Raw genomic sequence first — 25,185 nt, 5'->3', positions numbered from 1 at the left:
TAGATAGAAATTAAACACCTAAAGAGCTACTAAATTTTGGAGAAACAAATGGCAACTAAAGAAACTCGGCCTTCTACTGATTTACCACCTGTTGCGGCAGAATACAACGGCGTAGATCGCAATGCTTTTCTTTTTGGCTGGACTCCTCAAGCCGAAATTTGGAACGGTCGCTTGGCAGCTATTGGCTTTCTTGCTTATTTACTGTGGGACTTAGCCGGTTATAGCGTCCTGCGTGACGTTTTACATCTAATTGGCTACTAGATAGAAATTAAACACCTAAAGAGCTACTAAATTTTGGAGAAACAAATGGCAACTAAAGAAACTCGGCCTTCTACTGATTTACCACCTGTTGCAACATCATATAACGGCGTAGATCGCAATGCTTTTCTGTTTGGCTTTACTCCTCAAGCCGAAATTTGGAACGGTCGCTTGGCAGCTATTGGCTTTCTTGCCTATTTACTGTGGGACTTAGCCGGCTATAGCGTCCTGCGCGATGTTTTACATCTGATTGGCTACTAGATAGAAATTAAACACCTAAAAAACTACTAAATTTTGGAGAAACAAATGGCAACTAAAGAAACTCGTCCTTCTACTGATTTACCAGCTGTTGCAGCAGAATACAACGGCGTAGATCGCAATGCTTTTCTTTTTGGCTGGACTCCTCAAGCCGAAATTTGGAATGGTCGCTTGGCAGCTATTGGCTTTCTTGCTTATTTACTGTGGGACTTAGCCGGCTATAGCGTCCTGCGCGATGTTTTACATCTGATTGGCTACTAGATAGAAATTAAACACCTAAAAAGTTACTAAATTTTGGAGAAACGAATGGCAACTCAAGAAACTCGGCCTTCTACTGATTTACCACCTGTTGCAACATCATATAACGGCGTAGATCGCAATGCTTTTCTGTTTGGCTTTACTCCTCAAGCCGAAATTTGGAACGGTCGCTTGGCAGCTATTGGCTTTCTTGCCTATTTACTGTGGGACTTAGCCGGCCATAGCGTCCTGCGCGATGTGCTACACCTCATTCAATATTAGTGATAACTGAGGAGTTATACCGATTATCTCTGAGGTAGCTCCAGAACAAGGGGATTTTGCCCCTTGTTCATCTCATCAAGATTGTTTTGTGCAGTTTTACAAAGAATTGGTATTACTCGTCCTTATACCAATTTACCACCTGTTGCTAAAGCTTACAACGACGTAGATCGTAATGATTTTCTGTTTGGTTGGACTCCTCCCGAAATTTAATTGGTTACATAGTAGCAAAAAAGCCACCTAGTTATAGGTGACTTATATATGATTACAATTTGATAAAAATTACTGAAATTATAAACAGCGATTATTCATCAATACAACTGGGAATACCCAAAACGGCGCAGGGGAAATTAGAACCTAATGCCTCAATCATCGGATGATTAATAGATTGGCAACCGAGAAACAGAATATCGGCAGCTTCTGATTCAACAACTTTCTTAAGTTCTGTGGAAATGCAGCCAAACCGCAAATGAGATTTAAAAGAACCCTGCCATTCTTCAGCCAGACTCCGGGCTTGCCAAAGAATTATATCTGCTTGTTGCAGGGGAGTTACAACTGTCTGTAATTGGGGTTGAGTTAATACCAATGTGACAGACTTTGATACTTCACTAACTTGACAATCTAATAAAGGCTGTTGTATTGGAAAACTCAAGATATTTGGATACTGGCTGCTTTGATTATCTTCTAGCACATAAACGGCTTGAACTGTAACTTGTGCATTGGTGGCTAAACGCGTTTGATGGGCAATCCAGAAAGCAATATCTAGTGCCGTATGACTGTTAGGAGATGCGTCATAGGCAACAATTAAATTAACTGCTTTTGCTTGTTGAGGTTTTTTAGAAAAAGATTTTTTTGGTTCTGGCAATAGTACCATTTGTTCAATTAAGTCATTTCGACCTGTGGCACTTTGCAGACGTGCTAACATTGGCTTGATTTGCACAGCTTTACTTCTCCCAATGAAATGAATTAACAATGAGAAGCAGGGCGACAAATTTTGGATTTTGGACTTCGGCTCCTTTACCTCGGCAACTCTTGGAGACGCTGCGCGAACGCTCGGCACAAGTCGGCAACTCTTGGAGACGCTGCACGTAGCTTGCTTAAGAGCAGGGGTACGCTCAAGGCAAGTCGCTCAGTCGAACGATTTTGGATTTTAGACTGAGTGACGATAACCAAAATCTCAAATCTGAAATCAGTCAAGGAAACCCCAATGATAACTGTATTACAGCCAAGGTCTTGGGGGTTCCTTCCATTGCCTACGGAGTTAGCTGACGGGCTAAGACTGGAAGGTGTCTCTCGTAAGATTAGCCCCAAACATTGGTTCCTCCGTTCCAAATCCAGCTTTCATGAATTTGAATTAGGCTACCCACTAAAAAAAATGATAATCTAATTTACTCGTCTTGGGCAAAATATCGATCAAGGAAATTTAAGGCGTAGTTACGGAATTCAAAATATTCTTTTGAGTTTCGCATGGCGGCGCGAGCCTCTTTTTGAGGAGCTTCTCCTGACGGAGACGCTTCGCGAACGCTAACGCGTGGACGCTTAAAAGGAACTTCCAATATCTCCCCTATATTAGCAGCCAGGCCATTGGTCATCAATACGATGCGATCAGACATATAAATTGCTTCATCTACATCGTGAGTAATCATCATCACTGCTTGCCGATTATTTTCCCAAATATCTAATACTTGCCGCTCCAATTTGCCACGAGTTAATACATCTAGTGCCCCAAAAGGTTCATCCATCAGCAACATTTTGGGCTGAATTGCTACTCTGGCAATACCTACTCGTTGTTTCATACCTCCAGAAATTTCATCAGGATATTTGTCAGCCGCCGCCATCAAGTTTACCATTGCCAAGTGCTGATTTACAATGCTAATTTTTTCAGCCCGATTAGCATTTTTTAACACTTCATCCACGGCTAAACGGATATTTTCTCGTACTGTTAACCAAGGTAACAGCGAATAGTTCTGAAATACCACCATCCTTTCGGCTCCTGGCTGACGAATTTCTTGTCCATCTAGCCTTACTAAGCCGGAAGTGGCTTTTTCTAACACAGCTACTATCTTTAGTAGGTTGATTTTCCACAATCTGAGTGACCCGCGGTTAAGTGTGACATTCAAACCATATTTGCGGAAGAAACCTTTTTTCCAGGCGATCGCAAATGGCGCACAATCATTAACGGGAACGTAACCAACGGTGAGATCGGATTTTTCTAGGTCTTGGGATCTAACTACTGGTTGAACAGCTAAGGCTTCTTCAGTTAGTCCTTTGGCGGATCTATCTCCTGAAATTCCACAGGAGGACAGCGCTATTCCCGTTGTGGTTGCTCCTATTCCTTTGATAAAGTCTCGTCGAGTCCAGTTATTATCACCCATTCTTGTAGCTCCATTGGTGATTAATTTGGTTGTAAGATAGGCTAAAGCCAAGGCGCAAAGTTAAACAGCGTCTTAGTATCTTGAACCGAAAAAATTTAATCAGTTAGAAGCTGTAGAACGGCGAGTTACTAATTCTTGGATTTTGCCCACGGCGTAATCTAGGATTAACCCAGTTAAGCCAATTATCAACACAGTTAAAAAGACTGAACTCAGGTTTAAGCGACTCCATTCATCCCAAACAAAAAAGCCGACCCCAATACCGCCTGTAAGCATTTCCACGGCGACGATTACTAGCCAAGCTATCCCTAAACTAATTCGTAAACGCTACTACTGCACCTAATAAAAAGCCCAGTAATACCCGGCGCAGACTTGCTATCAACAACCAAGCAATTCCTAAGTTGCTGGGGCATCTTTGATAGAAGGGATTTAAGATATAGTCTAGATTAGCAACTAACGCTTCTGGTGGGGTGGGCATCAATTCATGGTTGGCAAGTGCAATAATCCACCACAACACAATTATTCCCAAAAAGCCCAACACAGGTAGAAAGAAGACATCTCTAAGGATGACAGGTTTTGCCTTTTTCCAAGCAGCTTGCCCAGCGATCACTGCGATCACTGCCAAATTTAGTTGAAATATCATTTACGACCTCAACAGATTTAAGTGCAGCTACAAAAATCCGAGCAGTACCAGCCTTGGACACCGATGAGATCAGAACATTATAAAAATGCCGTCTCTTCAGTCTCCTCTCAATGCCTACGAAGTTAGCTGACGGGCTAGGGCTGAGAGATGCCCTTCTGAAGAAAGTTATGAGTTATGAGTTATGAGTTAAATATTAATAACTTCTAACTCCTCACTCTCAACTTTTCACTTTCTCTAAGATACGCCCCACAATTTGGTTCCTCCGCTCCAGCGTTATGCACTGTGATACGCTGGATTAGGCTGACTTACTCTAATAGATACTAATTATCAACAATATAACATCAATGCTCAGTAAAAGCCAACTGTATTATGATAAGTGTTTTTCATTTCAATACCTAAATCAAGTGCTTACCTTTGCTTTTCAGTAATTAATAAAATTTATAATTTTTTAGAATTTTAGCTACCTTTTGAGTAAACTCATTGCACAGACAGCTAAACAACAATAGTCGAGTCAAGCATCAAAGTTGGTTACCTGCTTGTTTAATATTTGTTAATAAATATTATATTTTTGACAAGTTTTACATACAAATGGTTAATTTAGTAAATAAAAAACAAATAAAATCTATTTCTTTTGGTAGGTGAACTAAATTGCTTAATTTGGTTAAAGACTACTGTAGTAGCTAAACTAATTGCATATGGAAGCTTACTCATCTATCTCTTAGCTGAATTTAACAAAATGGATTTTAGTCAAGTACTGGCTGAAAAAACGGACACGCTCATAGATAAATGGATTGCAGCAGTTCGTGAAGATAGACGGATTGAAAGTGCTGATGACCTATCTTATACAGCGGTAAAGGATCATATCCCTGATGTTTTGAAAGCAATGGTAACGGTGCTTTCAAAATATCAGGATAATGATATTAAGTCAGTAGTTACTGCCAGTTTTCAGCATGGGACTATTCGAGCGGAACAAGGTTTTGATCCAGCAGAAATTGCTAGAGAATATCATTTGTTGCGAACAGTAATATTTGATGCTCTACAACCAGATTTCTTGAAGGGAACACCTGTAGAAATAATTCGTTCTATGCGTTTGATTGACGCTATCATAGACGAAGCGATCGCTCGGTGTTTTAAAAGTTATGTTGAGGAGCGGTTGCGAGAATTACAGCAGTTGCAGTCATCACTAACACTCCATAATGAAGAACTTACGCGCTTAATGAGCGCTAATCAAGAATATCTTTCGCAACTAGCTCATGAATTGAAACATCCTCTAACTTCCATTATTGGTTACTCGGATTTGTTTTTACGCCAACAACGACGAAAGACTCGGCTAAAAGACACTTCTGTTAATCTAGAACATATTGAGCGCGTGCTACGCAATGGTAAACAATTACTCCACCTGATTAATGATGTATTAGAACTTTCGCGGTATGAGGCAGGACAGATAAAACTCCACCTAGCATCCACCGATGTGCGTGAATTAATCAATAATGTATGTGAAATGTTGGAACCTTTAGCTGCTGGAAAAAATTTAAAAATTGTAGTAGATTGCGATCGCGCTCCCAAAGAATTAATCACAGATTCTTTTCAATTCCAACAAATTGCTACAAATCTTATCAGTAATGCGATTCGCTATACAGAGTTGGGGACTGTTATTATAATGTGTCAGGTGTTAGAGAACCAGAGATGGGCGATCGCAGTTTGTGACACTGGAATTGGCATTGCACCTGAAAACCAAGCCCAGATATTTGAACCCTACTTTCGCGTCAGTTTTAGTGATCGTCCCTATCTCCCTGATAGCACAGGATTGGGATTAGCGATCGTTTCCCGCTTGGTGAAACTACTACAAGGTACAATTAACCTAGTATCTGAAGTAGGAGTTGGTTCTACCTTTACGGTAATTTTGCCTTTAGAAATAGAGAGTTGATTTCGCGCCAAGACGTAAAATTTTTCTCTGCACCTCTGCGTGAAATCAAAAAACATTTTTACAATAAACCTTGTTTTTTTAATTTAGCTAGCGCATCCTCAGCAGCAGCTTTTTCTGCATCTTTCTTATTGCGTCCTTTACCTTCCCCGTAAATTGTTCCATCTACCAATACTTTTGCTATGAATTCTGGCGCGTGAGAAGGGCCTCCTATGTGTTCTGTGAAATATTTAGGAGGAGTTGGGGTAACATTGCGTTGTACCCATTCTTGAAAGCGATTTTTTGAGTCTACATTAGAACGAGACACAATTATATGCTTAGGATCTACAGAATCAAATAGCGGTTCTATAATTGCGCGAACTGCATCAATATCTGAATTTTTATCCAAATAGTAAGCACCAAGAACTGCTTCAAAGGTGCTACTAAGCAAATTAGGATTTTGGTAGCCTCCGTCTCGAATTGCGCCTTTTCCTAACCGCATCCTAAAGTCTAAACCTACTTCCTCGGCGAACTTTGCCAATTGCTTCTCATCTACCAGCGCCGAACGCCGCCGCGTTAATTCATCTTCTCCCATTTCTGGGTGACAATTATATAGATACTCGCCACTCAAGAAATTCAGCAAAGCATCACCGAGAAACTCTAAGCGTTCGTTATGTTCGCCTTCTCCAGGGTTTTCATGGACATAAGAACGGTGGGTAAGCGAACGGCGGAGAAGTTTTTCATCATGGAATATCAGAAGTTTGTGCATTTTTATCTTGTGTTTTGTTGCGGAAATTGACTGTTGGAAAACTTTACAGGTGTGATTATGTTTAGACATGAAAAAACCGCAAATAGCGGTGTTGTTAAAACCCAGCTTTTGCTAAACTGGGGTTTTAAAAACTATTTTAAGCAGCTAGTTTGTCTAACTCAATTAAAAACAATTCCTGACCTTGCTTTTGAACCTTACCATCCCTTACAGCAGCATTAACAAACTGACCAAAACTTTTAAACTTCTTGCCATCAGGCATGGAAATAGAGGAAAATTCCTGATATTTATGACAACGCTGACGCATCAATTTGTCAACGTATCCAAATCTGGTAGACTTGCCTTGGTTTAAGGAAATTTTAGTAGATTCAATTAGGTACTTTACAGCGTCATTGTAATTAATCTGAAACTCAATCTCAGTGGTTTTAAGCTGAGTATTATTGCCAACTAATTGAGGCAATTCATCTACAAAGTGAAATTCATTAGCACGCTCTTTCAACTTTTGTTTTACATTACCTCGTTGTGCAAAAATTATGACATTTTTATCCTTGTCTTGCAGGAATTTAACTGGATTTGCAAAGTCGCCATCTCCTGACACAAGGATAAAAATATCTAGGGACTGATTGTTATATACATCGTCAATTAAATCAGATTTAAGTTGATTGTCTGCACTGTTCTTTAAAGAGCAGGTAACATCTTCATATTTAAAACCAATGCGTTGGAGATTCTCCTTTGCAGAAGCCTGGTTTTAAAATAGTGAATTATAGTAAACTCTTCTACTAATCAAACTCCCTTTTGTGATGGCAAAAGCCAGCAATAACCTTGCTTGTTCTTGACTTAAATAAACATTTTGAAAATCCCAATAGATGCCAACCTTTAGTTGCTGCTGGCTTGTTTGTCTGTTGGAAGATTGATTAGCGTATGCCATCGTAATGTATCCAGTATTCTTTGGTAAACTGGACAGCTTCAACAAATTACATATCTAGCAGTAGCACGGCTTTATACGAAGAATTTGTACTCAAAAAGTATTTCTCTGCGACAAAGCTCTCTACCGTCGCTTTCGTTTGGTTTAAGTCTCAGCCTTAGAATTCCTAGTTTCCTAGCAAGTTTCGCGTCATCCTTTCCCCTGAACATTCACCCAAACATCTTGTCTTACCGTTGAAAGTTTAGTCAATCAGTTGACTTGACATTGGGCTGAATATTCAGCTGAAGGGATGACACGAAGCTCCGCAGGAAACTAGGAATTCTGCTGCTGAGACAACACCAAAAACCTGCGCTTTAGAGTGCGATTATTTTGCTGTCGTTAAATATACATTGCCATACTTATATACTAGATGTCAATTAGTTATTCATGAAGATTCGTCAAAGCGATCGCCTATATCCATCAAGTTTTAAAATCATCTATGCAGAAGTGTTGAATGTTAAGAAATCTGTTATCAAAATAGACGAAAATCTTTTTAAATTTGGGCTAACTTTTTAAAGATAATAATTATAAATTAATTTTTACAGATTGTAAAAAATATCCTTAGCCCTTTGCTTAAAAATGATTATTCAGTTTTGAATAGCCGTCTTTTTGTTGAGTGTTGGTTAGTTTATGCACTGGATAATAGTTGAACGAGTATGCATGATTTTTTAAAAAAATCGAATTAGACATCTGGTGAAAAAAGAGACGTAGCACTGCTACGTCTCTACAAGGGTTCTGGATAAGGTATATTTAATTTCTGGAGATTGTCTATTCGACTCTATGGTTAATCAATGGGGTCAGCACCGATCGCACCAAGAGCTGCTTTAGCGATGGCGATATCCTGCTCAACAGTGCCACCACCGACGCCAATAGCTCCCACATGCACGCCACCAAAACGGATAGGCAGACCACCCCCAAGATTGGTTAACAAATTTCCAGATGCTAAGGGTAATGCCACTGCTAGGTTATCTGAGAATGTCCCAGTGGGGCGGCGGATTGAAGCAGCGGTTTGGGCTTTGCGTTTGCTGGTTTCGATGCTATGGGGAGTTGCACCATCACCATGCACAAAGGCAATCAGAGTCAAAAACGAGTTGTAAACAGCAATAGATACGCCAACTCCGAGACTGCGGCTTTCTTTTAAAGCAGCTTTAGCAGCTGCTAGTGCCGTATCAACTGTGATTAATTCAACAGTTCTAGTAGACGCAGATGTTTGTACCATGATTATTAACTCCCGACCCCAACTGTTTGCCGTTCTCGCCGTGCGACTTCTGCATGTACTAAAGGAATGACATCACGCCCATAAGCGATCGCATCCTCTAGGGGATCAAAACCCCGGATTAACAAGGTAGTCACACCCGCATCGTAGTAATCAACTAAAGCCTCTGCTACTTGTTCTGGTGTACCCACTAGAGCTGTTGTGTTGCCTGCCGCACCAGTAGCTGCTGCGATCGGTGTCCATAGACGCTTATCGTAAACTTCATTTTTGGCTGCAAAATCTAGCAGACGTTGTGACCCTACCGCCTGGGGTCTAGCTGGGGTAGCTATTTTCGCCCCTCCTCGCAACTCTTGAATTCGCGCTAAAATGCTATGTGCTTTCTCCCAAGCCTGTTGTTCTGTAGCACCAAGAATAGGTCGCAGGGAGACGCTGAAGCGAACGGAACGACCGGGTGGTAAGGCAGCACGTACCTCTGCTATTCGTTCTTTAACTGCGGCAATTGGCTCACCCCACAAGGCATAAACATTACTGTGTTTAGCTCCTACCTGTACGGCTGGACCAGATGCACCACCAAAGTAAAGCGGGATGTGGGGCTTTTGCAGCGGCTTGATCGCCGAGAAAGCATCCTTGAGGCGGTAAAATTCACCTTCGTAATCAAAGGGAGTGTCGCTTGTCCAAATGCGACGAAGGATTTCTAAATATTCATCAGTGCGGCGGTAGCGGCTGTCATGATCCAGCCAGTCGCCATCTTTCTGCTGGTCAGCATCACTGCCACCAGTAATAATATGTATTGCTATCCGACCGTTGGTAAAATGGTCAAGGGTAGCTGCCTTGCGAGCTGCCAGAGTTGGTGCCACAAAACCCGGACGATGAGCAATCAAAAAGCCCAATCGCTCGGTTGCTGAAGCTGCGAAACTAGCAATAGTCAAGCCATCAGGGCTACTAGAACTATAGCCAATCAATACTTTGTCAAAACCTCCTTCTTCATGGGCTTTGGCAAATTCACGAACATAAGCTGGATCAATGATGTCATCGCCCAGACTACCTGCTGCACTATTTAATTCCGAAGCTGGTTTTGTCCGAATCAATCCAATAAATTCAACTGGCATAATTAATTCTCCTGAAAATGTTGGGGAGTGGGGATGAGGGGACAAGGGGACGAGGGGGATAAGCAGATATAACCAATGCCCAATACTTCTCTACGAGAGGCTGCGCCAACGACATCGGCTCCATCGAGCGTTCGCAAGAGCGTCTCGTAGAGAAGTCGAGATGCTCAGTACAAGTGCCCCATGCCCAATACCCAATACCTAATCAAATAAGTCTGGTTGGTCGTGGGTAATTTCATCCCACAAATACTGGAATCCACCCCAGCCTGCTTGGTGAGTACCACCGCGTTGTTGTATTTTTAAGGCGATGTCGTGGTCAATCAGGATGGGTTTTCCTACGGCTTCTGCTAGCAATTGCGCCTTAGCAGTATCCTCTAACCTGATGTACCACCAAGCGGCTTCATCCACACTGTGTCCCACGGTCAATATTCCGTGGTTGCGTAAAATCGCAGCTTTGTTTTTGCCTAGTCCCTGAGCAATGCGTTTTCCTTCACTTGTCTCCAATACAATGCCTGTAAAATCATCAAATAGAGCATGATCTTGGTAAAAAGCACAGGAATCTTGGGTAATCGGGTCGAGCAACCGACCCAAAGATGACCAAGTTTTGCCATAGAAGGAATGGGCATGAGCCGCTGCGATGACATCAGGGCGGGCTTCGTGGATTTGAGAGTGAATGGCAAACGCTGCTTGACTTACTTTGCCTTCACCTTGGACTACCTGACCTTCACTATTCACTAGTATCAGGTCTGATACCCGAATGCGACTGAAGTGTATCCCAAAGGGATTGACCCAAAAGTGATCCGTAAGTTCGGGATCACGAGCAGTGATGTGTCCTGCCAATCCTTGAGCAAAACCCAAACGTGCAAATACCCGAAAGGCTGCTGCCAAACGTTCTTGGCGATGGCGACGCTCCGATTCAATGGAGACAAAGGTCGGTGGTTGAAAGGGATTGCTGGGGCGGACGAGAGAAGTTTGCACCATATTTTCAACTCCTACGTGTGGATTGGGTAGATAGTGCTGCCTCACTGCTGGTGGAAGCGTCAAGGTTTGTCCTATAGACATCGCTTCACCATTAAACTAGCGAGACAACAAATGATTTATGGTTATGGCTCAATAGGCGATCGCAGTTTTTACCACTGCAAATACGTATTGTTCAATCAATGTCCAGTGGACAACGCTACAAATAACTTTTAGCTGATAGCCGTAAATACGTTACTAATTACCTGATATCAGATTTTAAACTACCTAGTAACAACAAATTTCTTAACTAGAATAGTGATAGTATCAAATAAACTACGGTAAGTCAATCTGTTTACAGTTGTTTAAACTACAATGAAGCTACCACAGTTCATTTAAATAAGCAAGCTCAATATGGAGTTCTGCTGGAAAATATACTTGAGGGGAATGTTATCTCTGTTGTATGGAGACTGTTGCGATTCGTTAAGCTGTGGAGCGATCGCTAAAATTTGTGATGCTTACGACGGTAGACTAGGCACGGTTTTTTTGGTTATTACTAGGACTAGCCCTTTCAAGATGACTGATAAAATCTCTTGTTTTTTCTCAGCGCTACAAGCAGTTTGCTCAAGTCGGGAAACCCGTCCATGCAACTGCCCTCCTTTGTGCCTCTGCGGTTTAAAAGTAATTTATTTAACTGTAGAGGCACATATAACATACAATATGCAAGAGTTTTCAAGTTCATCAATCCCTATGTTGTGAGTACGTCAGTTATTAGCGCAGTTAGCATCGCTTGAGAAGTCTCAAAATTACTAACTACAGCATTTCATTAATTTGTAGCGAATTAAAGAAAGGCAATACCCTGCAATGCCAATGCATCGGCTTACATTGTTGATGGGTCAGCTTGCATTGTTAATACGTCAACTTGCATTATTAATGCGTCAGCTTGTATTGTTAATGCATCGGCTTGCATTGTTAATGCATCGGCTTGCATTGTTAATGCGTCAGCTTGTATTGTTAATGCGTTTCCCTGCATTCAAAACGCTACGAACTTACGCAAAACTGTACTAAGGTTTTGCACAACGCGATCGCAAACATGGTCTGCTTCAAGCATCAAGATGCCGTAAAGTTGTTGTAGACTTGATAGCAATAAAAAAACAGACCGTGATTGTCCCAAAGAGAACGCATCTAATTATCTTCAGGACTTACGCAAAAATAACGTAATTTCGTCATTACGAGCGATAGCGTTCGCGGAGCGTCTCGAAGAGAAGTAATCCCCCCTAACGCTCTTATTGCTTCCCTACACTCCGTTTCGGTCGCAATGACAATATCGGCGTTGCATAAGTCTTAATCTTGACAAAGTGCTATTGATATGAATCTCTTTGAAAGAAATATGTTGATGCCTGGAAAGTAGCATCAGGATGGTGCTGCTTGAGTCTGATTTTTCCCTTTATCATAGAGTGCGATCGCTGCTTTATTGCATTGCCTGATCCCAAAGTGTTATCAGTAGGTTGTTTATTGCCTTTTGAATAAGCGTTTTACGATAAAAAACGTAATATTCCGTATTCTTCGTTTTACAAATAGGAAATAAGCAGTGTTACCAAAGAAGCCCACCACTAGCAATCAAACTCAACGCTGGACATTTGCTCAACTTTTTGGACTGGTAAAACGTAATCCTCTGATGATTTCGCAGTGGGTAATCCACTGGGTAGTTGTGGGGACTGCTGGTGGTCTATTTGCTGCGTTGTATTGGAATGTTTTAGAACTTTTAACTCACCATCTGCAACGATTTGAAGGTTTTAGCCTCCTGATAGTGATGCCACTAGCCGGTTTAATTATCGGACTGGTGATTGATTTCCTGGGAAATCCCGGTGAAATCGCCATGATTGTTGATAATATCCATTTTAGTGGCGGACGTCTAGATGCTCGCAAAAATCCCTCAATGATTCTTGCTTCTCTAATCAGCATATCGGCAGGTGGTAGTGCTGGCCCAGAAGCACCACTAGTACAAGTAACAGGTTCTTTTGGTACTTGGGTTGCTGATTGCCTAAAACTCCAAGGTGAAGACCTCAGAACTATGAGTTTAGCGGCGATGGCAGCTGGCTTCACTGCCTTGTTTGGCGCACCTCTTGGTGGTGCAATGTTCGCCTTGGAGATTTTACACCATCAGCATATTGTGGAATATTACGAAGCCTTGATGCCAGCCATTGTTTCAAGTTGCGCTAGTTATCTAGTATTTGCAGCAATTACACATTTGGGAATCGCGCCCACTTGGCATTTTCCCCAGTACCACCTAGAAAAGATTGATGATTTTGCGATCGCTATCATATTCGGAATCATTGGGGCAGTGGCGGGATGGATTTTTATGGGCATTTTTCGGGGCTGCGATTACTTGTTTGCTCGAATTCCGGGACGCATTTATGTACGCACAACATTAGCAGGATTTGGGCTTGGCACTTTAGCAGTTTTATTACCCCTAACCCGTTATTTTGGACATGAAGAGTTAGAGTCAGTCCTCACTACTGGCTTTGGTGCTATTTTTCTCTTAACTCTTGCTCTTGGTAAAATGGCTGCCATTAGCATTACGGTAACAGGTGGGTGGCGCGGTGGATTCATTATCCCCCTGTTTTTCACTGGTGCTTGTATTGGTAAAGCAGTAGCAGTCTTAATTCCAGGGCTTAATCCCGCCCTTGCCATGATTTGTACAATGGCGGCTGTCAATGCAGCCGTAACGCGCACACCTATAAGTACGACTTTGCTACTGTCAAAACTGACTAACTTAAGTCCTTTGACGCCAATCCTCTTTGCCAGTTTAATTGGATTTTTTCTTGCGCCCAAAGTTCCTCTGATTGCATCTCAACTGAAGTCTCAGAAAGAAGCTACTGAATTAAAGGGTAGCTAGCTAATGTCGGTAAGAAGAACCAGGCACTCGCGTTATATTCAGTTTGATTTATCGCACGCAATTATTCTTAGCGATCGCTATCCTAATCATCAAATTACTTGTTTACATATCTTGTTTGTATTCTTCTAACAATTGCGGAATGTGATCATATCCATCTACACCAATAACTGCAATGATTTTAGGGCGATGTTGCTGTAAGAACTTTTGAAAAGCTTCTGCCCCTATTTGTCCTTGCAAAATTGTCAGTAACCCTGCCGGTTGATGCCACTCACTAGAAGCAATTTGCTCTAAAAGATACATTCCCAAGCAGCCTGTGTAAACAGTTTTTTCCGAATTTTGTAGATGATAATAAGCTTCTGCCAAATAAGCTAAGTTACGCCCTTGCAGATACAAATCGCCGGAAAATTGCGCTGTTTTAAAGCCATCTTCAAGATATTTAATTGCACTTTGGTGTTGTCCAATTACTAGATAGGCAATTCCTAAGCTGCTGACACATAAGGCTTTACTTTGAATATCGCCTAATTTTTCTGATAATTTTAAACCTTGTTCCAAATAATTAATTGCGGCTTCATAAGTTTCGGGTTCTAGATTTTCTAGTTCCTGAGCCTGCATGACTTCGCTATAACCTAAATTTACAAGCGCGTTTGCTTCTCCTGTTCTATCGCCTGCTTGCCGACTCAGTATTAATGCTCGTTGACTGTAATTGATTGCCTCAGCATAATTTTGCTGTTGCACGTAGGTGCGGCTGAGGTGGTTGAGATTGGCAATTTCACAGGGGCGATCGCCTGCATTCCTAGCGATCTCCAGCGCCTGCTGATGAAAATCAAGTGAGCGCTGATATTGACCCAAAGCACGCTGAAAATAACCTAAAAGGGTCAAAATTCGCGCCTTTTCCTGGGTTCCCTCGCCTCGTCGCAGCGGTTCATCCAAATAATCTAGGGCATCTCGCAAATAAGTGCCAGTAAAAGAGGCAAAAATACCACCGTAAAAGGGAAAATACGGACGTTGGGCAAAGGTTCGCAAAATCTGGAGCATAATTTGAGAACAGGCATCGCCGTATACTCTCCCAATGCTGCCAAAACCACTTGCTAACTGACTCCAAATCACTGCAAAGGTCAAGAAAGTGGAAATGGACAACTTTGGCCCGGCTTTAACATCGTAAGCTTGTTGGTCAAACCAGTTAATTAGTCCCCGTTGCAAGTACTGTAAAATCAATGCCATTTCCACCCAATCTCTAAGGGTGATACCCCGTTGTCGCTGGGCAAACTCTATTGCAGATTCTTCCATAGCTAAGGTGCGAAGCAGTGCTTGGGGTAATTCACTATTGAGTTGTTTAGCCCAACTTGCCCAAGGGCCACGTTCTCCCGGTACGCCGCCAAATCCTAAAGCTTCTTTTTGCTCGTACATCCAACTGAGCAAGTTGTCTTGCAATCGCTGCCAAGAAGCTAAACCACGGGTAATACCTTCAGAAAATTGTTCTAAATCAGAATCTACCTGAGCAAATTGCTGTAATGCTTTTGACAATTGCTGTAGCTGTTGCAAATTTAGTGGATACTTCTGATTGGGGTCAGTAACCCGTAAAAATACTGCCAGCCGCTCGTCTGCCACAGATGTGGTAATTTCTGTAACTGCGGAGGCGATCGCTTCTGTAGCTTTATTTTGCTCTGAAGAGCGTTGCCATTGACTTTGAATGGTTTTAATGGCTCTCAAACTCCGAGTTGCCTTGCCTTTTTTGAGTTCGTCTTTTTCACTATCTACTTGGCTTTGGAAGGCATTCAAGCGATCGCTCAAAGCTAGCTCAAAGACTTCGCCTGTACCGGAAGTGATTCCTTTAAGCAGCATTTGATACACCATATCAACAGAGCTAATTTTGCCCTTGAGGGTGGTTTCGACAATTTCATCGATTAAGGCAAGATAGCGATCGCGCAATGGCAGAGATTCTGACACTTTGGCTATTAGAGAACGTTACATCAATTCTAATTTTAGTCTTGACAGAGGCAAAGGAGTGGGGAAAATCGGGAATTTCAGTAGTTCAAAAGTTTTCCAGAAGCTTTATCAGCCCTTCATTTGAACTAGGAAACGCAATCCGCCGAAATCAGCTGATGATTTGCTGCTCATTTACCTCGGATCTGGATGGACTTTCCTGTAAGCGCGACTACTCGCGATCTCCAGCCTGAAAAACATTGGCTGAAACCCTTATTTTTCAAGATGCTGAAGTTTTTGAAGTATCTTAACTTTTTTATTCGTAATTCCTTTATTTATAAAAAATAACAATATCTACAAAAGTAATTATTATTATCTCTAACAGTAACTTTTAAAACTAAATAAGTATAATAACAAATTATTTACTCCCCAAGGAGTACCTTTAAAACCCTATTAAGCATGATTGAAATGGTTTAGTAATATGATAAATCAGGTTTTTGTGTGAATAAAAATACTTTTAAAAAACTTTATAAGTAATGTTTGTAACAAATGCCAAATCATCAAAAGTTATTAACCCTACGCCAACCCCCAAAGCAGCCAATTTAATATCATTAATGGGCAAGTTAATGTATTTGTTTTGTATTGCAAAAAATCGAGATAATCTTTAATGAGTAACCTATTGCCGGACAATGATGTAAACATTTTAGTAATTGGGGCAGGAGTAAGTGGTCTAACAACCGCGATATGTCTGAGAGAGGTAGGTTTTAGAGTTGTAATTGTTGCAGATCGTTTTGCCCCAGATTTAACTTCTATTGTGGCAGGTGCATTGTGGGAATGGCCACCAGCAGTCTGTGGTAGTCATGGTGCTCCTAGATCCCTGGAACGCTCTAAAAACTGGTGTATGACTACCTATAATAAATTCAAGAAAATACACGCAGAGTTTGGTTCAGAAGAAACAGGACTTTATTTGAGGGATGCGTATTTCTATTTCAAGGATGTTTTGGAAAATCGACCTGCCGACCTTCGCAAAATGAATGAGTTGAAGGATAAGGTTGATGGATTTGAAAGAGGCTTACAGATTGTCAAAGAAACGATTGATTTAAGTTTTAAAGGAGGTATAAAAGATGCTTATAAACACATGGCTCCGGCGACAAACACCGATGTCTACATGAAGTGGTTACTTCAACAGGTAAAGGATATTGGATGTGAGATTATTCAGGAAAAAATCACTGTCAATGTAGTTGAAAATGAACAGGAACTACTTCGTCGTTTTAATGCAAAGGCAATTGTTAACTGTGCTGGACTAGGTTCGATCGCAACTACGGGGGATACTTCCATGTATCCCTTGAGGGGCGCACTTGTCAGGGTTAAGAATATCGGGAAAGTTGTAACAGACGCTCATTGTATTTCCCACGAAGAATCTTCTTCAAGTGAGCAAGACATCGTTTACATAGTTCCTAGAGGGGATAATTTGGTGGTCTTGGGAGGATTAACGCAGCAAGACCAATGGGATACAGACCTATCTCTTGAAGTTCCAATTATTCGACAGATGTATGATGGCTGTTTGGAGTTTCTCCAGGAATTAAGAGAACTCCCACTAGATGAAAAGGAGCCTGTTAGGACTGGTTTACGACCATTAACAGAGGAAAATGTTTGTGTAGAAAGAGTTTTAAACACACACGTATTTTATAATTATGGACATGGAGGGTCAGGAGTAACTCTGTCATGGGGATGTTCACAAGAAATTGTCCAGTTAATACAAGAAATGCTCCGTGAGGAGGCAAATCCAGTTGCCTTGAACAGTAGTAAGATAGATAGCAATAAGCAGACTGTCTTTGTGCTGCATGATATGCTTAAGAGCGAAACTGATTTTAGGCATATCCGATCAGATAATAGAAATCTGGTTTTACTCTGTAGTAGGGAAGGACTCAGTAAGGTGATACCCTCCCAGTACCAGCACTTGGATCTTGTGCGGATTGTAGAACCTTATAATTTGCAAAATCTGCTCCAAACCTATCAACAGATTAAGACTGAGTATAAACTTTTGGATGACAATTGTCAGATTGTTACCAATGATGAGTATTCAGTACTGTTAGCTGCACAGTTGCGTGAAGCTCTAAATCTGATAGGCGATCGCCCAACGATGATCCGCCAGTTTACTGATAAGAGTTACCTCAAATCTACCCTCAAAAATTCCCTGATTCGCGTACCAAAGTATCTGATTTTTGCTCAAGACCAATACCGTAAAGAGCCAGTTTCATACTTAAAGTTTGTTCTACAAGAACTAGGTAATCACATCTTTATTAAACCAGTTACTGGAGCCGGAAGTAAAAAAACCAGAAGAATTCATACTGTTGATCAATTGAAAGCCTGGTGTGACAGCAATATCGATTCAGATGAAGAATTTGAATTCAATGAATTCATTACAGGTCAACTATACAATACAAGTGTTGTCATCAAAAACGGTCAACCTTGTTATTTTGCTGCTTGCAAGCAGTATCGACCTAATGATGAGTTCATTTATGGTCATCAAATTGGCAATATTATTGTTAGAGAAGAAGATTCAGAATTTCATAAACTTTGGCAATTTTCAAGTGATACGTTACAAAGTTTAGAACACGGTTACCCCAAAAATGGTGTACTCAATATTGATTTATTCCTACAAGAAGGTAGCGAAGAACCGATTCTGATGGAAGTAGCTGCACGCACTCCTGGAGGGCTTGTATCGAGAATGTTTGACATATATCAGGGGGTACGTATAAACGAGTTACATCTCCAATTACAGATTGGTGATTCTCCTGACATAATTCTCAAAGATAGGAATGAGTGGAAGTACAGCGCTTCCTCGATTCATCCCAAGCAGGACGGCGTTGTTGCAGCAATTGAGAAGCCAATTCTCAAAAGTGATGTGGAAATTTCTTGGCAGATTTATTTGGAACAGAGACTAAAAGGATCACAAAGTACGAGGGATGTTGCCATTGCCATTCTTTTGAGCAATCATGACTATTCAACCCTTCAAGGGGATTATGAGGTAGCCAATTCTACCAATTTCTACAATACTAAGTAAGGATTTTTTCTAGCAGGCTTTACAGCTAGAAATTATTTTCCCCTGCTCCCATCCTCTTCAAGTACGTCCGGTAAGGTTGGCAATTACAGCTGCTAACTCGCCCGCATTAACTGGCTTGGGGACATGGAGTTGAAAGCCTGCCAACAGCGCTTGCGTGCGGTCTTCAGCCCTAGCATACGCTGTCAGCGCCACTGCTGGAATCCGTCCTCCTTGGTCTTTTGGTAGCGCCCTGACTTGACGAATTAGTGTGTAGCCATCTTCTTGTGGCATACCAATATCGCTCACCAGTATATGAGGGTGAAATTGTTGCACGGCAAGCAGTGCTTCATAAGCAGATGCAGCTGCTATGACTTGGGCACCATACTCTCCCAAAATTGTCGTGAGCAAATGACGCGCGTCTGCCTCATCATCGACGATTAATACCCGCAAGTCATCTAGCCTCGGCAGGTAATTATTAGTCTGTTGGGCATCCATGTAAGATGAAAGCGCCTCTGTGGTATTAGCCTCTACATAAACGGCTTTCATTGGCAGATTGACAATGAATGTCGCTCCCTGTCCAATTCCTAGACTTTCGGCAGAGACACTACCGCCGTGTAATTCTACCAAATGGCGGACGATCGCTAACCCTAATCCTAGTCCACCATGCGATCGCGTGCTGGAACTGTCAGCTTGACGGAAGCGTTCAAATACATGGGGTAGGAATTCGGCAGCAATTCCCGCTCCTGTATCGCTCACCCGAATTTGCACATAGGATTCAATCCGCTCCAATTGCACATCAACTCTTCCCCCCTTAGATGTAAACTTGACAGCGTTGGAGAGCAAATTCCACACAACCTGTTGCAAACGATTGGTATCACCCACAACTACCCCTAACTCCGGGTCGAATTTAAACTCGATGCTAATTTCCTTGGCTTCGGCTGCTGGGCGCACGGTATCGATTGCTGCCTCTACAACTGGTACAAGTTTTACCTGATGCCTATTTAGATGGAGTGTGCCTCTAATAATCCGCGAGACATCTAGAACATCTTCGATCAGTTGAGCTAGGGATCTGGTGTTACGCTCGATTGTCTCTAGTGCTTGACCAGTAGTAGTTTCATCAAACTTGCGGTTCCTAAGTAGCTGCGTCCAGCCCAATATGGCGTTTAGGGGTGTGCGGAGTTCGTGGGAGAGTGTGGCGAGAAATTCATCCTTCATCCGGTTTGCAGCTTCTGCATCGGCGCGTGCTGCTTGTTCGCGCTCAAGCAATTGTTCGCGTTCTTGCTCTGCTTGCTTGCGATCAGTAATGTCAATCATGAATCCATGTAGTAGCTGCGGTCCATTCTCATCCCGCACCACATTAACAATGTCATACAACCATACAACTCTCCCATCAGCAGCCAACATTCTGTATTCAAATTCGTAATTATTTAGTGACAACGAAGATTCTTGGCAATACTGCATAGCCCACTCCTGATCTTCTGGATGCATGTGTTTTGCCCAGAAATTATCGGTGTACCAGTCTGACAATGAATAGCCAAGAATCTCAACAGTTTGTGGGCCGACATAGGTAAAATTCCCAGTAGTAGCATTTACCTCCCAAGGAATCATGCGGACTTTTTCTGTGAGTGTCCTTAACCGTTTCTCACTCTGTTTGAGAGCTGATTCTGCTAACTTGTGAAGTGTAATATCGGTGATTAGCCCAACAAATCCTTCAACTTTCTCTTGCTGACTGAACTGGGGAACATAAGTGACATTCACGTAATGGTTTGTGCCATCTTTATCGGGTAATTGGGTTTCGTAAGTTACTTGCTCTCCTGAGAATACTGCTTCTACATAAGGAAGAATCGACTGATAAACCGACTCTCCTAGAATTTCTCTAATGTGTTTACCATAAATTTCTGAGGCAGGAAGTCCAAACCAGTCTTCATATCCCTTGTTATTAAAGCGATAACGCTGCTCTCCATCAACATAGAAAATTTGGACGGGCACAGCATTTGTAATCAGGCGGAGTTGATCTTCTCGTTGATGCAGTGCTGCTTCTACTCCCTTGCGTTCTGTGATGTCGCGTTGAGTTCCCCATACTCTGACTAAAAGCCCATTTTGGACAATTCCCACCAGATTATTCAAAAAATATTTAGAATTACCTTGCTTATCTATTTTATGGCATTCTGCATCGATTAATTGGTAGTTGGAATGGATAAAATAACGCAGGTATGCAATATTATGTGAATCTGAGGAAACGAGAAAGTCTCCTAGTCTGGCGCTGATAATTTCTTCGGCACGAGAGTAGCCATACATCTGCGCTATAACATTGTTACATTCTGCTAAGTAACCATATTCATAAAAATGTTGAATTTGTTCATCTTCTGGACAATCTGGCGAAATTGGAACTTCCAATTCCATACACCAAATACCTTCTGAACTTTGCTCTAAAAAAGTGCGGTAGCGTTCTTCGCTTTTGCAAAGGGCAAGCTCTACTTGTTTGCGTTCGCTTAAATCAAGTACAAAACTAATAATATCGTTTGGATTATTTTCTAACAAGGCAGAACCTAACAGGATGGGAACGCGGCTATCATCTTTGCGGATGTATTCGTTCTCAAAAGGCTGACATACACCTTTGGTTTTGAGTTCTGCGATCGCACTGTTGCTTGCTTCAATATATTCTGGTGCTATCATGCCGCGCCATCGCAGTTGCCCTGCTTGTAAATCCTCTGGCGAATAACCTACCATTCTTAAAAAAGCATCATTAGCCTCTGCGATCGCTCCGTCCCGTCCATATTGGCTACAATTACCCCAATAATGTTGGACTCTACCAATCTTCTAAACCTTGCTTCGCTCACCTGTAGCTTCTGCAAACTCATTTGAAGATGTTGTTTGGCAGTGCGTAACTCTGAGTTCAGCAAGCTAATAAGTATTGTCACCAACACAAACAAGCCTAACCGCAGTATGGTGTCTAGACTCGCAACGAAAAGCGAAAACACTGGCTCTAAAAAAAAGTAACTCAGGGCTAAAGTAGACAAAGCGGTAGCCAGCAACCCTGCTTCCATGCCGCCATACCAGGCACTAACCGCCACCGCAGCAAAAAATAGCAGAAAAATAGTTGATTTCAGTAGTGGCTGTAGCAATAGTGTTAGTAACAATGCGCTACCAACAGTCAATAATGTCACAGCGTAAGGTGCTAGAAGGGAACGTGTTCCTTTCAATGTGGCTTCTCCTTTTATGCAGTTAGCTAAAGGATTATTCCCCAAATTAGCTAGACAATGCGTAGGCGTTGCCCGTTGTAGACATCGCTCAAGATTTATTATGCATTGGAAAAATACACACCTAAGCAGTTAGTTGCTACGAATCTATCTAAAGTAGTAAAACTTAGTTTTAGTAAAGGTTGAATAATCTGATAATTCTCGCTTCAATTATATATTTTATTTTGGAGTCTCAATCAAAAAGTATAGATTTATTAAATTTTTTAACTAATTTCCATTAGTATATAAGTCATCATTTCTCCTTTGCCTTTAACCTGAATTAAACCTCGTTTTTTTTTAATAAGTATTTATCTTTTAAAAATTGATATAGCGATTCTCATTTGAATCAGATACATAGGTAGAACACGGCATTGCTGTGTTTTACTTGTGTTTATCTATAGTTAATTATTTTTTCTGTACCTTACCTATGCGCTATCTATATACAGGTGAGCAAAAATCATCCCAATTACCCAGAACTAGTCTCCCACGCTGCGATCGCCGCTTAATTCTGTCCAGGGTATTGTTAAAATATAGTCATCCTAGCCCATGAGTTAAATAGGTGGGGAAATGGGAAGCATAGTTGCTTAGTTTAATAGGAATGCCCCAAAAGGAGATGATGCAACGGTATCCCCTTGAGGAGCAAAACTTGTCAATTCAGTTGTTCCTATACTTTAGGTTTCCTAAAACAGGAATTATCTAGGATTAATGTGGCGTCTAATTCCCCATCCTGGATTGACAATGGCGGCTAAATCATCTTCAGACAATTTGCTGATTTCACTCTCTAGTTCTTCGAGAGTGAAATCATAGCCACGCTCTTGAGCAATCTTGATGAAGGCTTCTGGGTCAGCTGTTACTTTGAGTCTTTGCTGTAATGCTTGATCTTCTTTTACAGCTTGAAAAAGTCGGGTAGCATTTTGCTGTGTCATGATAGTCTATCTCCTGTTTTAAATATCAGGTTTGAATGTAGTAATTTGACTCCTGTGGATTCACTAAATTCTGTGAACAACTTTTAGGTTAAGCGTGTAAGTTTAATTTTAAAACAAAGAATAAAAATGTGTTGATTCTGACAAGAAAGTATAAGTTTTAGTCTAAATATTTCTACTACTTGATAAAAGTCAGCCCTAAGATGGAAGCAGTATTTAACTAAAAAGCATTGATTCTGAATTGTAAATGCACCTTACATTCTTTGGATGGGTGATCAGCCATGACGGCTTTTGGTAAATGAAAGCTTGACTTGACACCTGTTAATAAAATAGGATATTAGATTGTCTGTCTAATTCCTGCTCGGATCAGGTAGACATATTACAAAAGCTGGTAAAAGCGTCTTTATAGGAGATAAAAACCAGCTACCTGTACGGCAACCTCAAGGACAATTCCATGACCTACGCAATTATTGAAACTGGCGGTAAACAAATACGAGTAGAGCCAGGGCGGTTTTATGATATTGAACTGCTTGCGACCGAACCAGATGAAAAAGTTACAATAGACTCCGTATTACTCGTGCAGCACGATGGCGAAGTCAGCATTGGACAGCCACTAGTGACAGGTGCGACTGTAGAAGGGACTGTAATGCGACATTTCAGGGGTCGTAAAGTCCTGGTATACAAAATGAAGCCGAAAAAGAAAACCCGCAAAAAGCGGGGGCATCGTCAAGAAATTACCAGACTTATGATTGACTCCATCACTCTTAACGGTGCAGTGTTTGTTGCCCAAGGAGAACCGGAGAAGGAAACCCCTGTTGCAGATGACACTCCTAGCGAAGAAGTTGAAACCGCTGCTGAATAATAAAAAGAAGTAGATACACAAGAGGAAATCATGGCTCATAAGAAAGGAACAGGTAGTACACGCAACGGTCGTGATTCTAATGCCCAACGTCTGGGTGTCAAGCGTTATGGCGGTCAAGTTGTACGTGCAGGAAACATTCTCGTGCGTCAGCGCGGCACCAAATTTCACCCTGGTAACAATGTCGGTATTGGTAGCGATGACACTCTGTTTGCCTTAATCGACGGTGTTGTAACGTTTGAGAGAAAGGGCAAAACCCGTAAAAAAGTTAGTGTTTACTCACCCGTAGCCGCTGCTGAGGCAGCCCCTGCTGAGGCAGTAGCAAGTTAGAGTCGTTTGGGTGGGTAACAGTGCCCACCCTACTGGCTAGTTGATAGTGAGATTTGCATAAATATTCCCAACAGTTGCTTAAAAGCTGCTTTTTTCCTCTCTCGCCCATAGATTAGTATCAGAAGTATCAAAGCGCACAAGTTATTCACTAACAAAATATTACACAAAGAAATTGGATTGCGTAGCTTGCCGCCGTAGGCATCGCCTATAAAGTCTTAGCCACCAATTTTTGTCAAGCTTTCGGATGATTGCACTAGATCGCCACAGTGTACTATAGCAATCCTATCTAATTTGTAAAAATGAACGAATCGGCGGAGCCTCTCGTTGAGAAGCGTCTTGAAGAGAAGAGCGCCAAGAGGAGAAATAGAAAAGTTCATAAATCATTTAGGTAGGACTGTTATAGCCACAATAATATCAGTGCAATGAAGGCATTCCTAATTATGCTAAGTTGTATTTATTCACTTCAAAATCAGGTTTATCTGAGAGAATACTGAAATTATACTATAACTTTGAGCTACCATGATTACCTGAGAAAATGCTGAGAATCAACTAAATTTTCTCAAGGCATAAATTTATCAAAATCATGGTTTAGTTTCAATAAGCTCTCAGTCCTCATAGAGATACTTTGGATGTTCGGGATAACTCAAACATCAGTAGCAATCTGATGGAGTCCTTTATAAGAAGGCATCTTCTTTACCCCAATGCCTTTATGAATCTGCTTGTAGCTTAATTTCCTCTGATCAATCAATACAAAAAGAACTATCCAAAGGACGAAAGAAGACTATGAATTGGAAAATACTTTGTTTAATTGCTGGTTTAAGCTTAACCAGCAGTCTCACTGCTTGCTCTAGCACTCCTGCAACTAACAATCAAATCGCTCCTGAAGCCTCTCCTGCAATGGGTAAAGATAAAGCTGGCGATGCAATGGGTAAAGATAAGGCTGGCGATGCAATGGGTAAAGATAAGGCTGGCGATGCAATGGGTAAAGATAAGGCTGGCGATGCAAT

At 41.5% G+C, this 25,185-nt stretch carries 20 protein-coding genes, 6 pseudogenes and 2 riboswitches; of the genes and pseudogenes, 12 read left to right on the top strand and 14 right to left on the bottom strand.

The window, feature by feature from the left end:
- Positions 1-48: 48 nt before the first annotated feature.
- The 5 genes and pseudogenes from V7K40_RS18640 to V7K40_RS18620 all read left to right on the top strand — a co-directional run.
- A complete protein-coding gene (locus tag V7K40_RS18640; protein ID WP_334962200.1) occupies positions 49-261 on the top strand; it encodes a high light inducible protein in 213 nt (70 codons plus the stop codon).
- A gap of 45 nt (positions 262-306) precedes the next feature.
- On the top strand, positions 307-519 hold the full coding sequence (locus V7K40_RS18635) for a high light inducible protein (protein ID WP_334962198.1): 213 nt from the start codon (positions 307-309) through the stop codon (positions 517-519).
- Positions 520-564: 45 nt separating this feature from the next.
- On the top strand, positions 565-777 hold the full coding sequence (locus V7K40_RS18630; RefSeq protein ID WP_334962196.1) for a high light inducible protein: 213 nt from the start codon (positions 565-567) through the stop codon (positions 775-777).
- Positions 778-822: 45 nt separating this feature from the next.
- Positions 823-1,035, top strand: coding sequence for a high light inducible protein (locus V7K40_RS18625; protein WP_334962194.1), 213 nt, complete (start codon positions 823-825; stop codon positions 1,033-1,035).
- Between the two features lie 105 nt (positions 1,036-1,140).
- Positions 1,141-1,233, top strand: a pseudogene (locus tag V7K40_RS18620) (high light inducible protein); the annotation flags it as partial.
- Between the two features lie 103 nt (positions 1,234-1,336).
- Here V7K40_RS18620 and V7K40_RS18615 read toward each other — a convergent pair.
- The 3 genes and pseudogenes from V7K40_RS18615 to V7K40_RS18605 all read right to left on the bottom strand — a co-directional run bounded on the left by V7K40_RS18615 (position 1,337) and on the right by V7K40_RS18605 (position 4,047).
- On the bottom strand, positions 1,337-1,957 hold the full coding sequence (locus V7K40_RS18615; protein WP_334962204.1) for a universal stress protein: 621 nt from the start codon (positions 1,955-1,957) through the stop codon (positions 1,337-1,339).
- Between the two features lie 313 nt (positions 1,958-2,270).
- Positions 2,271-2,403: riboswitch (cyclic di-AMP (ydaO/yuaA leader) on the bottom strand.
- Positions 2,404-2,420: 17 nt separating this feature from the next.
- Entirely contained in the window at positions 2,421-3,407 is a 987-nt protein-coding gene (locus V7K40_RS18610; protein WP_334962192.1) for an ATP-binding cassette domain-containing protein, read from the bottom strand.
- 99 nt (positions 3,408-3,506) lie between these two features.
- Positions 3,507-4,047, bottom strand: a pseudogene (locus V7K40_RS18605) (hypothetical protein).
- A gap of 96 nt (positions 4,048-4,143) precedes the next feature.
- Positions 4,144-4,359, bottom strand: a riboswitch (cyclic di-AMP (ydaO/yuaA leader).
- 424 nt (positions 4,360-4,783) lie between these two features.
- On the opposite strand from V7K40_RS18605, the gene V7K40_RS18600 reads away from it, so the two are divergent.
- Entirely contained in the window at positions 4,784-5,974 is a 1,191-nt protein-coding gene (locus V7K40_RS18600) for a HAMP domain-containing sensor histidine kinase (RefSeq protein ID WP_334962190.1), read from the top strand.
- 58 nt (positions 5,975-6,032) lie between these two features.
- Here V7K40_RS18600 and rnc read toward each other — a convergent pair whose 3' ends face one another.
- Positions 6,033-6,719 carry a ribonuclease III gene (gene rnc, locus V7K40_RS18595; protein ID WP_334962188.1) on the bottom strand — a complete coding sequence of 229 codons (687 nt, stop codon included), beginning with the start codon at positions 6,717-6,719 and terminating at the stop codon, positions 6,033-6,035.
- A 136-nt stretch (positions 6,720-6,855) separates the two neighbouring features.
- A pseudogene (locus tag V7K40_RS18590) lies at positions 6,856-7,449 on the bottom strand (NYN domain-containing protein); the annotation flags it as partial.
- A gap of 776 nt (positions 7,450-8,225) precedes the next feature.
- On the opposite strand from V7K40_RS18590, the pseudogene V7K40_RS18585 reads away from it, so the two are divergent.
- Positions 8,226-8,327, top strand: a pseudogene (locus V7K40_RS18585) (IS4 family transposase); the annotation flags it as partial.
- A 137-nt stretch (positions 8,328-8,464) separates the two neighbouring features.
- Here the strand turns inward: V7K40_RS18585 and V7K40_RS18580 are convergent.
- The 4 genes from V7K40_RS18580 to V7K40_RS18565 form a co-directional block, all read right to left on the bottom strand.
- Entirely contained in the window at positions 8,465-8,899 is a 435-nt protein-coding gene (locus V7K40_RS18580; protein WP_334962186.1) for a heme-binding protein, read from the bottom strand.
- Between the two features lie 5 nt (positions 8,900-8,904).
- Entirely contained in the window at positions 8,905-10,005 is a 1,101-nt protein-coding gene (locus tag V7K40_RS18575; RefSeq protein WP_334962184.1) for an LLM class flavin-dependent oxidoreductase, read from the bottom strand.
- Positions 10,006-10,203: 198 nt separating this feature from the next.
- Positions 10,204-10,983 carry a class II aldolase/adducin family protein gene (locus V7K40_RS18570; protein ID WP_334962202.1) on the bottom strand — a complete coding sequence of 260 codons (780 nt, stop codon included), beginning with the start codon at positions 10,981-10,983 and terminating at the stop codon, positions 10,204-10,206.
- Between the two features lie 856 nt (positions 10,984-11,839).
- Positions 11,840-11,992, bottom strand: coding sequence for a hypothetical protein (locus V7K40_RS18565; RefSeq protein ID WP_334962182.1), 153 nt, complete (start codon positions 11,990-11,992; stop codon positions 11,840-11,842).
- 558 nt (positions 11,993-12,550) lie between these two features.
- Here V7K40_RS18565 and V7K40_RS18560 point away from each other — a divergent pair.
- Positions 12,551-13,858: a chloride channel protein gene (locus V7K40_RS18560; RefSeq protein WP_334962180.1), complete on the top strand. Its 1,308-nt coding sequence runs from the start codon at positions 12,551-12,553 to the stop codon at positions 13,856-13,858.
- Between the two features lie 102 nt (positions 13,859-13,960).
- Here V7K40_RS18560 and V7K40_RS18555 read toward each other — a convergent pair whose 3' ends face one another.
- Complete coding sequence (locus V7K40_RS18555; RefSeq protein ID WP_334962178.1) at positions 13,961-15,805, bottom strand: tetratricopeptide repeat protein; 1,845 nt, start codon at positions 15,803-15,805, stop codon at positions 13,961-13,963.
- Between the two features lie 643 nt (positions 15,806-16,448).
- On the opposite strand from V7K40_RS18555, the gene V7K40_RS18550 reads away from it, so the two are divergent.
- Positions 16,449-18,848 (top strand): FAD-dependent oxidoreductase, encoded by a 2,400-nt coding sequence (locus V7K40_RS18550; RefSeq protein ID WP_334962176.1) that lies wholly within the window; start codon positions 16,449-16,451, stop codon positions 18,846-18,848.
- Between the two features lie 57 nt (positions 18,849-18,905).
- On the opposite strand, the gene V7K40_RS18545 is transcribed toward V7K40_RS18550, so the two are convergent.
- From V7K40_RS18545 to V7K40_RS18535, 3 genes are all read right to left on the bottom strand, one after another.
- Positions 18,906-21,557 carry a PAS domain S-box protein gene (locus V7K40_RS18545; protein ID WP_334962174.1) on the bottom strand — a complete coding sequence of 884 codons (2,652 nt, stop codon included), beginning with the start codon at positions 21,555-21,557 and terminating at the stop codon, positions 18,906-18,908.
- Between the two features lie 2 nt (positions 21,558-21,559).
- Positions 21,560-22,030, bottom strand: a complete 471-nt coding sequence (locus V7K40_RS18540) for a DUF4118 domain-containing protein (protein ID WP_334962172.1) — start codon at positions 22,028-22,030, stop codon at positions 21,560-21,562.
- A gap of 728 nt (positions 22,031-22,758) precedes the next feature.
- The gene (locus V7K40_RS18535) at positions 22,759-22,992 is read right to left on the bottom strand and encodes a Nif11-like leader peptide family natural product precursor (RefSeq protein ID WP_334962170.1); all 234 of its coding nucleotides are present in this window, start codon (positions 22,990-22,992) and stop codon (positions 22,759-22,761) included.
- A 451-nt stretch (positions 22,993-23,443) separates the two neighbouring features.
- Between V7K40_RS18535 and rplU the strand changes: the two genes are divergently transcribed.
- Together rplU and rpmA are read left to right on the top strand one after the other, a co-directional pair.
- A complete protein-coding gene (rplU, locus tag V7K40_RS18530; RefSeq protein WP_334962168.1) occupies positions 23,444-23,851 on the top strand; it encodes a 50S ribosomal protein L21 in 408 nt (135 codons plus the stop codon).
- 30 nt (positions 23,852-23,881) lie between these two features.
- Positions 23,882-24,178 carry a 50S ribosomal protein L27 gene (gene rpmA / locus V7K40_RS18525; RefSeq protein ID WP_104906219.1) on the top strand — a complete coding sequence of 99 codons (297 nt, stop codon included), beginning with the start codon at positions 23,882-23,884 and terminating at the stop codon, positions 24,176-24,178.
- 71 nt (positions 24,179-24,249) lie between these two features.
- On the opposite strand, the pseudogene V7K40_RS18520 reads toward rpmA, so the two are convergent.
- A pseudogene (locus V7K40_RS18520) lies at positions 24,250-24,360 on the bottom strand (EamA family transporter); the annotation flags it as partial.
- A gap of 601 nt (positions 24,361-24,961) precedes the next feature.
- Between V7K40_RS18520 and V7K40_RS18515 the strand changes: the two are divergent.
- Positions 24,962-25,185: pseudogene (locus V7K40_RS18515) on the top strand (hypothetical protein); the annotation flags it as partial.

The sequence above is a fragment of the Nostoc sp. genome, from assembly GCF_036917195.1.
Classification (GTDB): domain Bacteria; phylum Cyanobacteriota; class Cyanobacteriia; order Cyanobacteriales; family Nostocaceae; genus Nostoc.
Note: the sequence above shows the minus strand (reverse complement) of the source record. Positions and strands in the feature narration are given on the sequence as shown.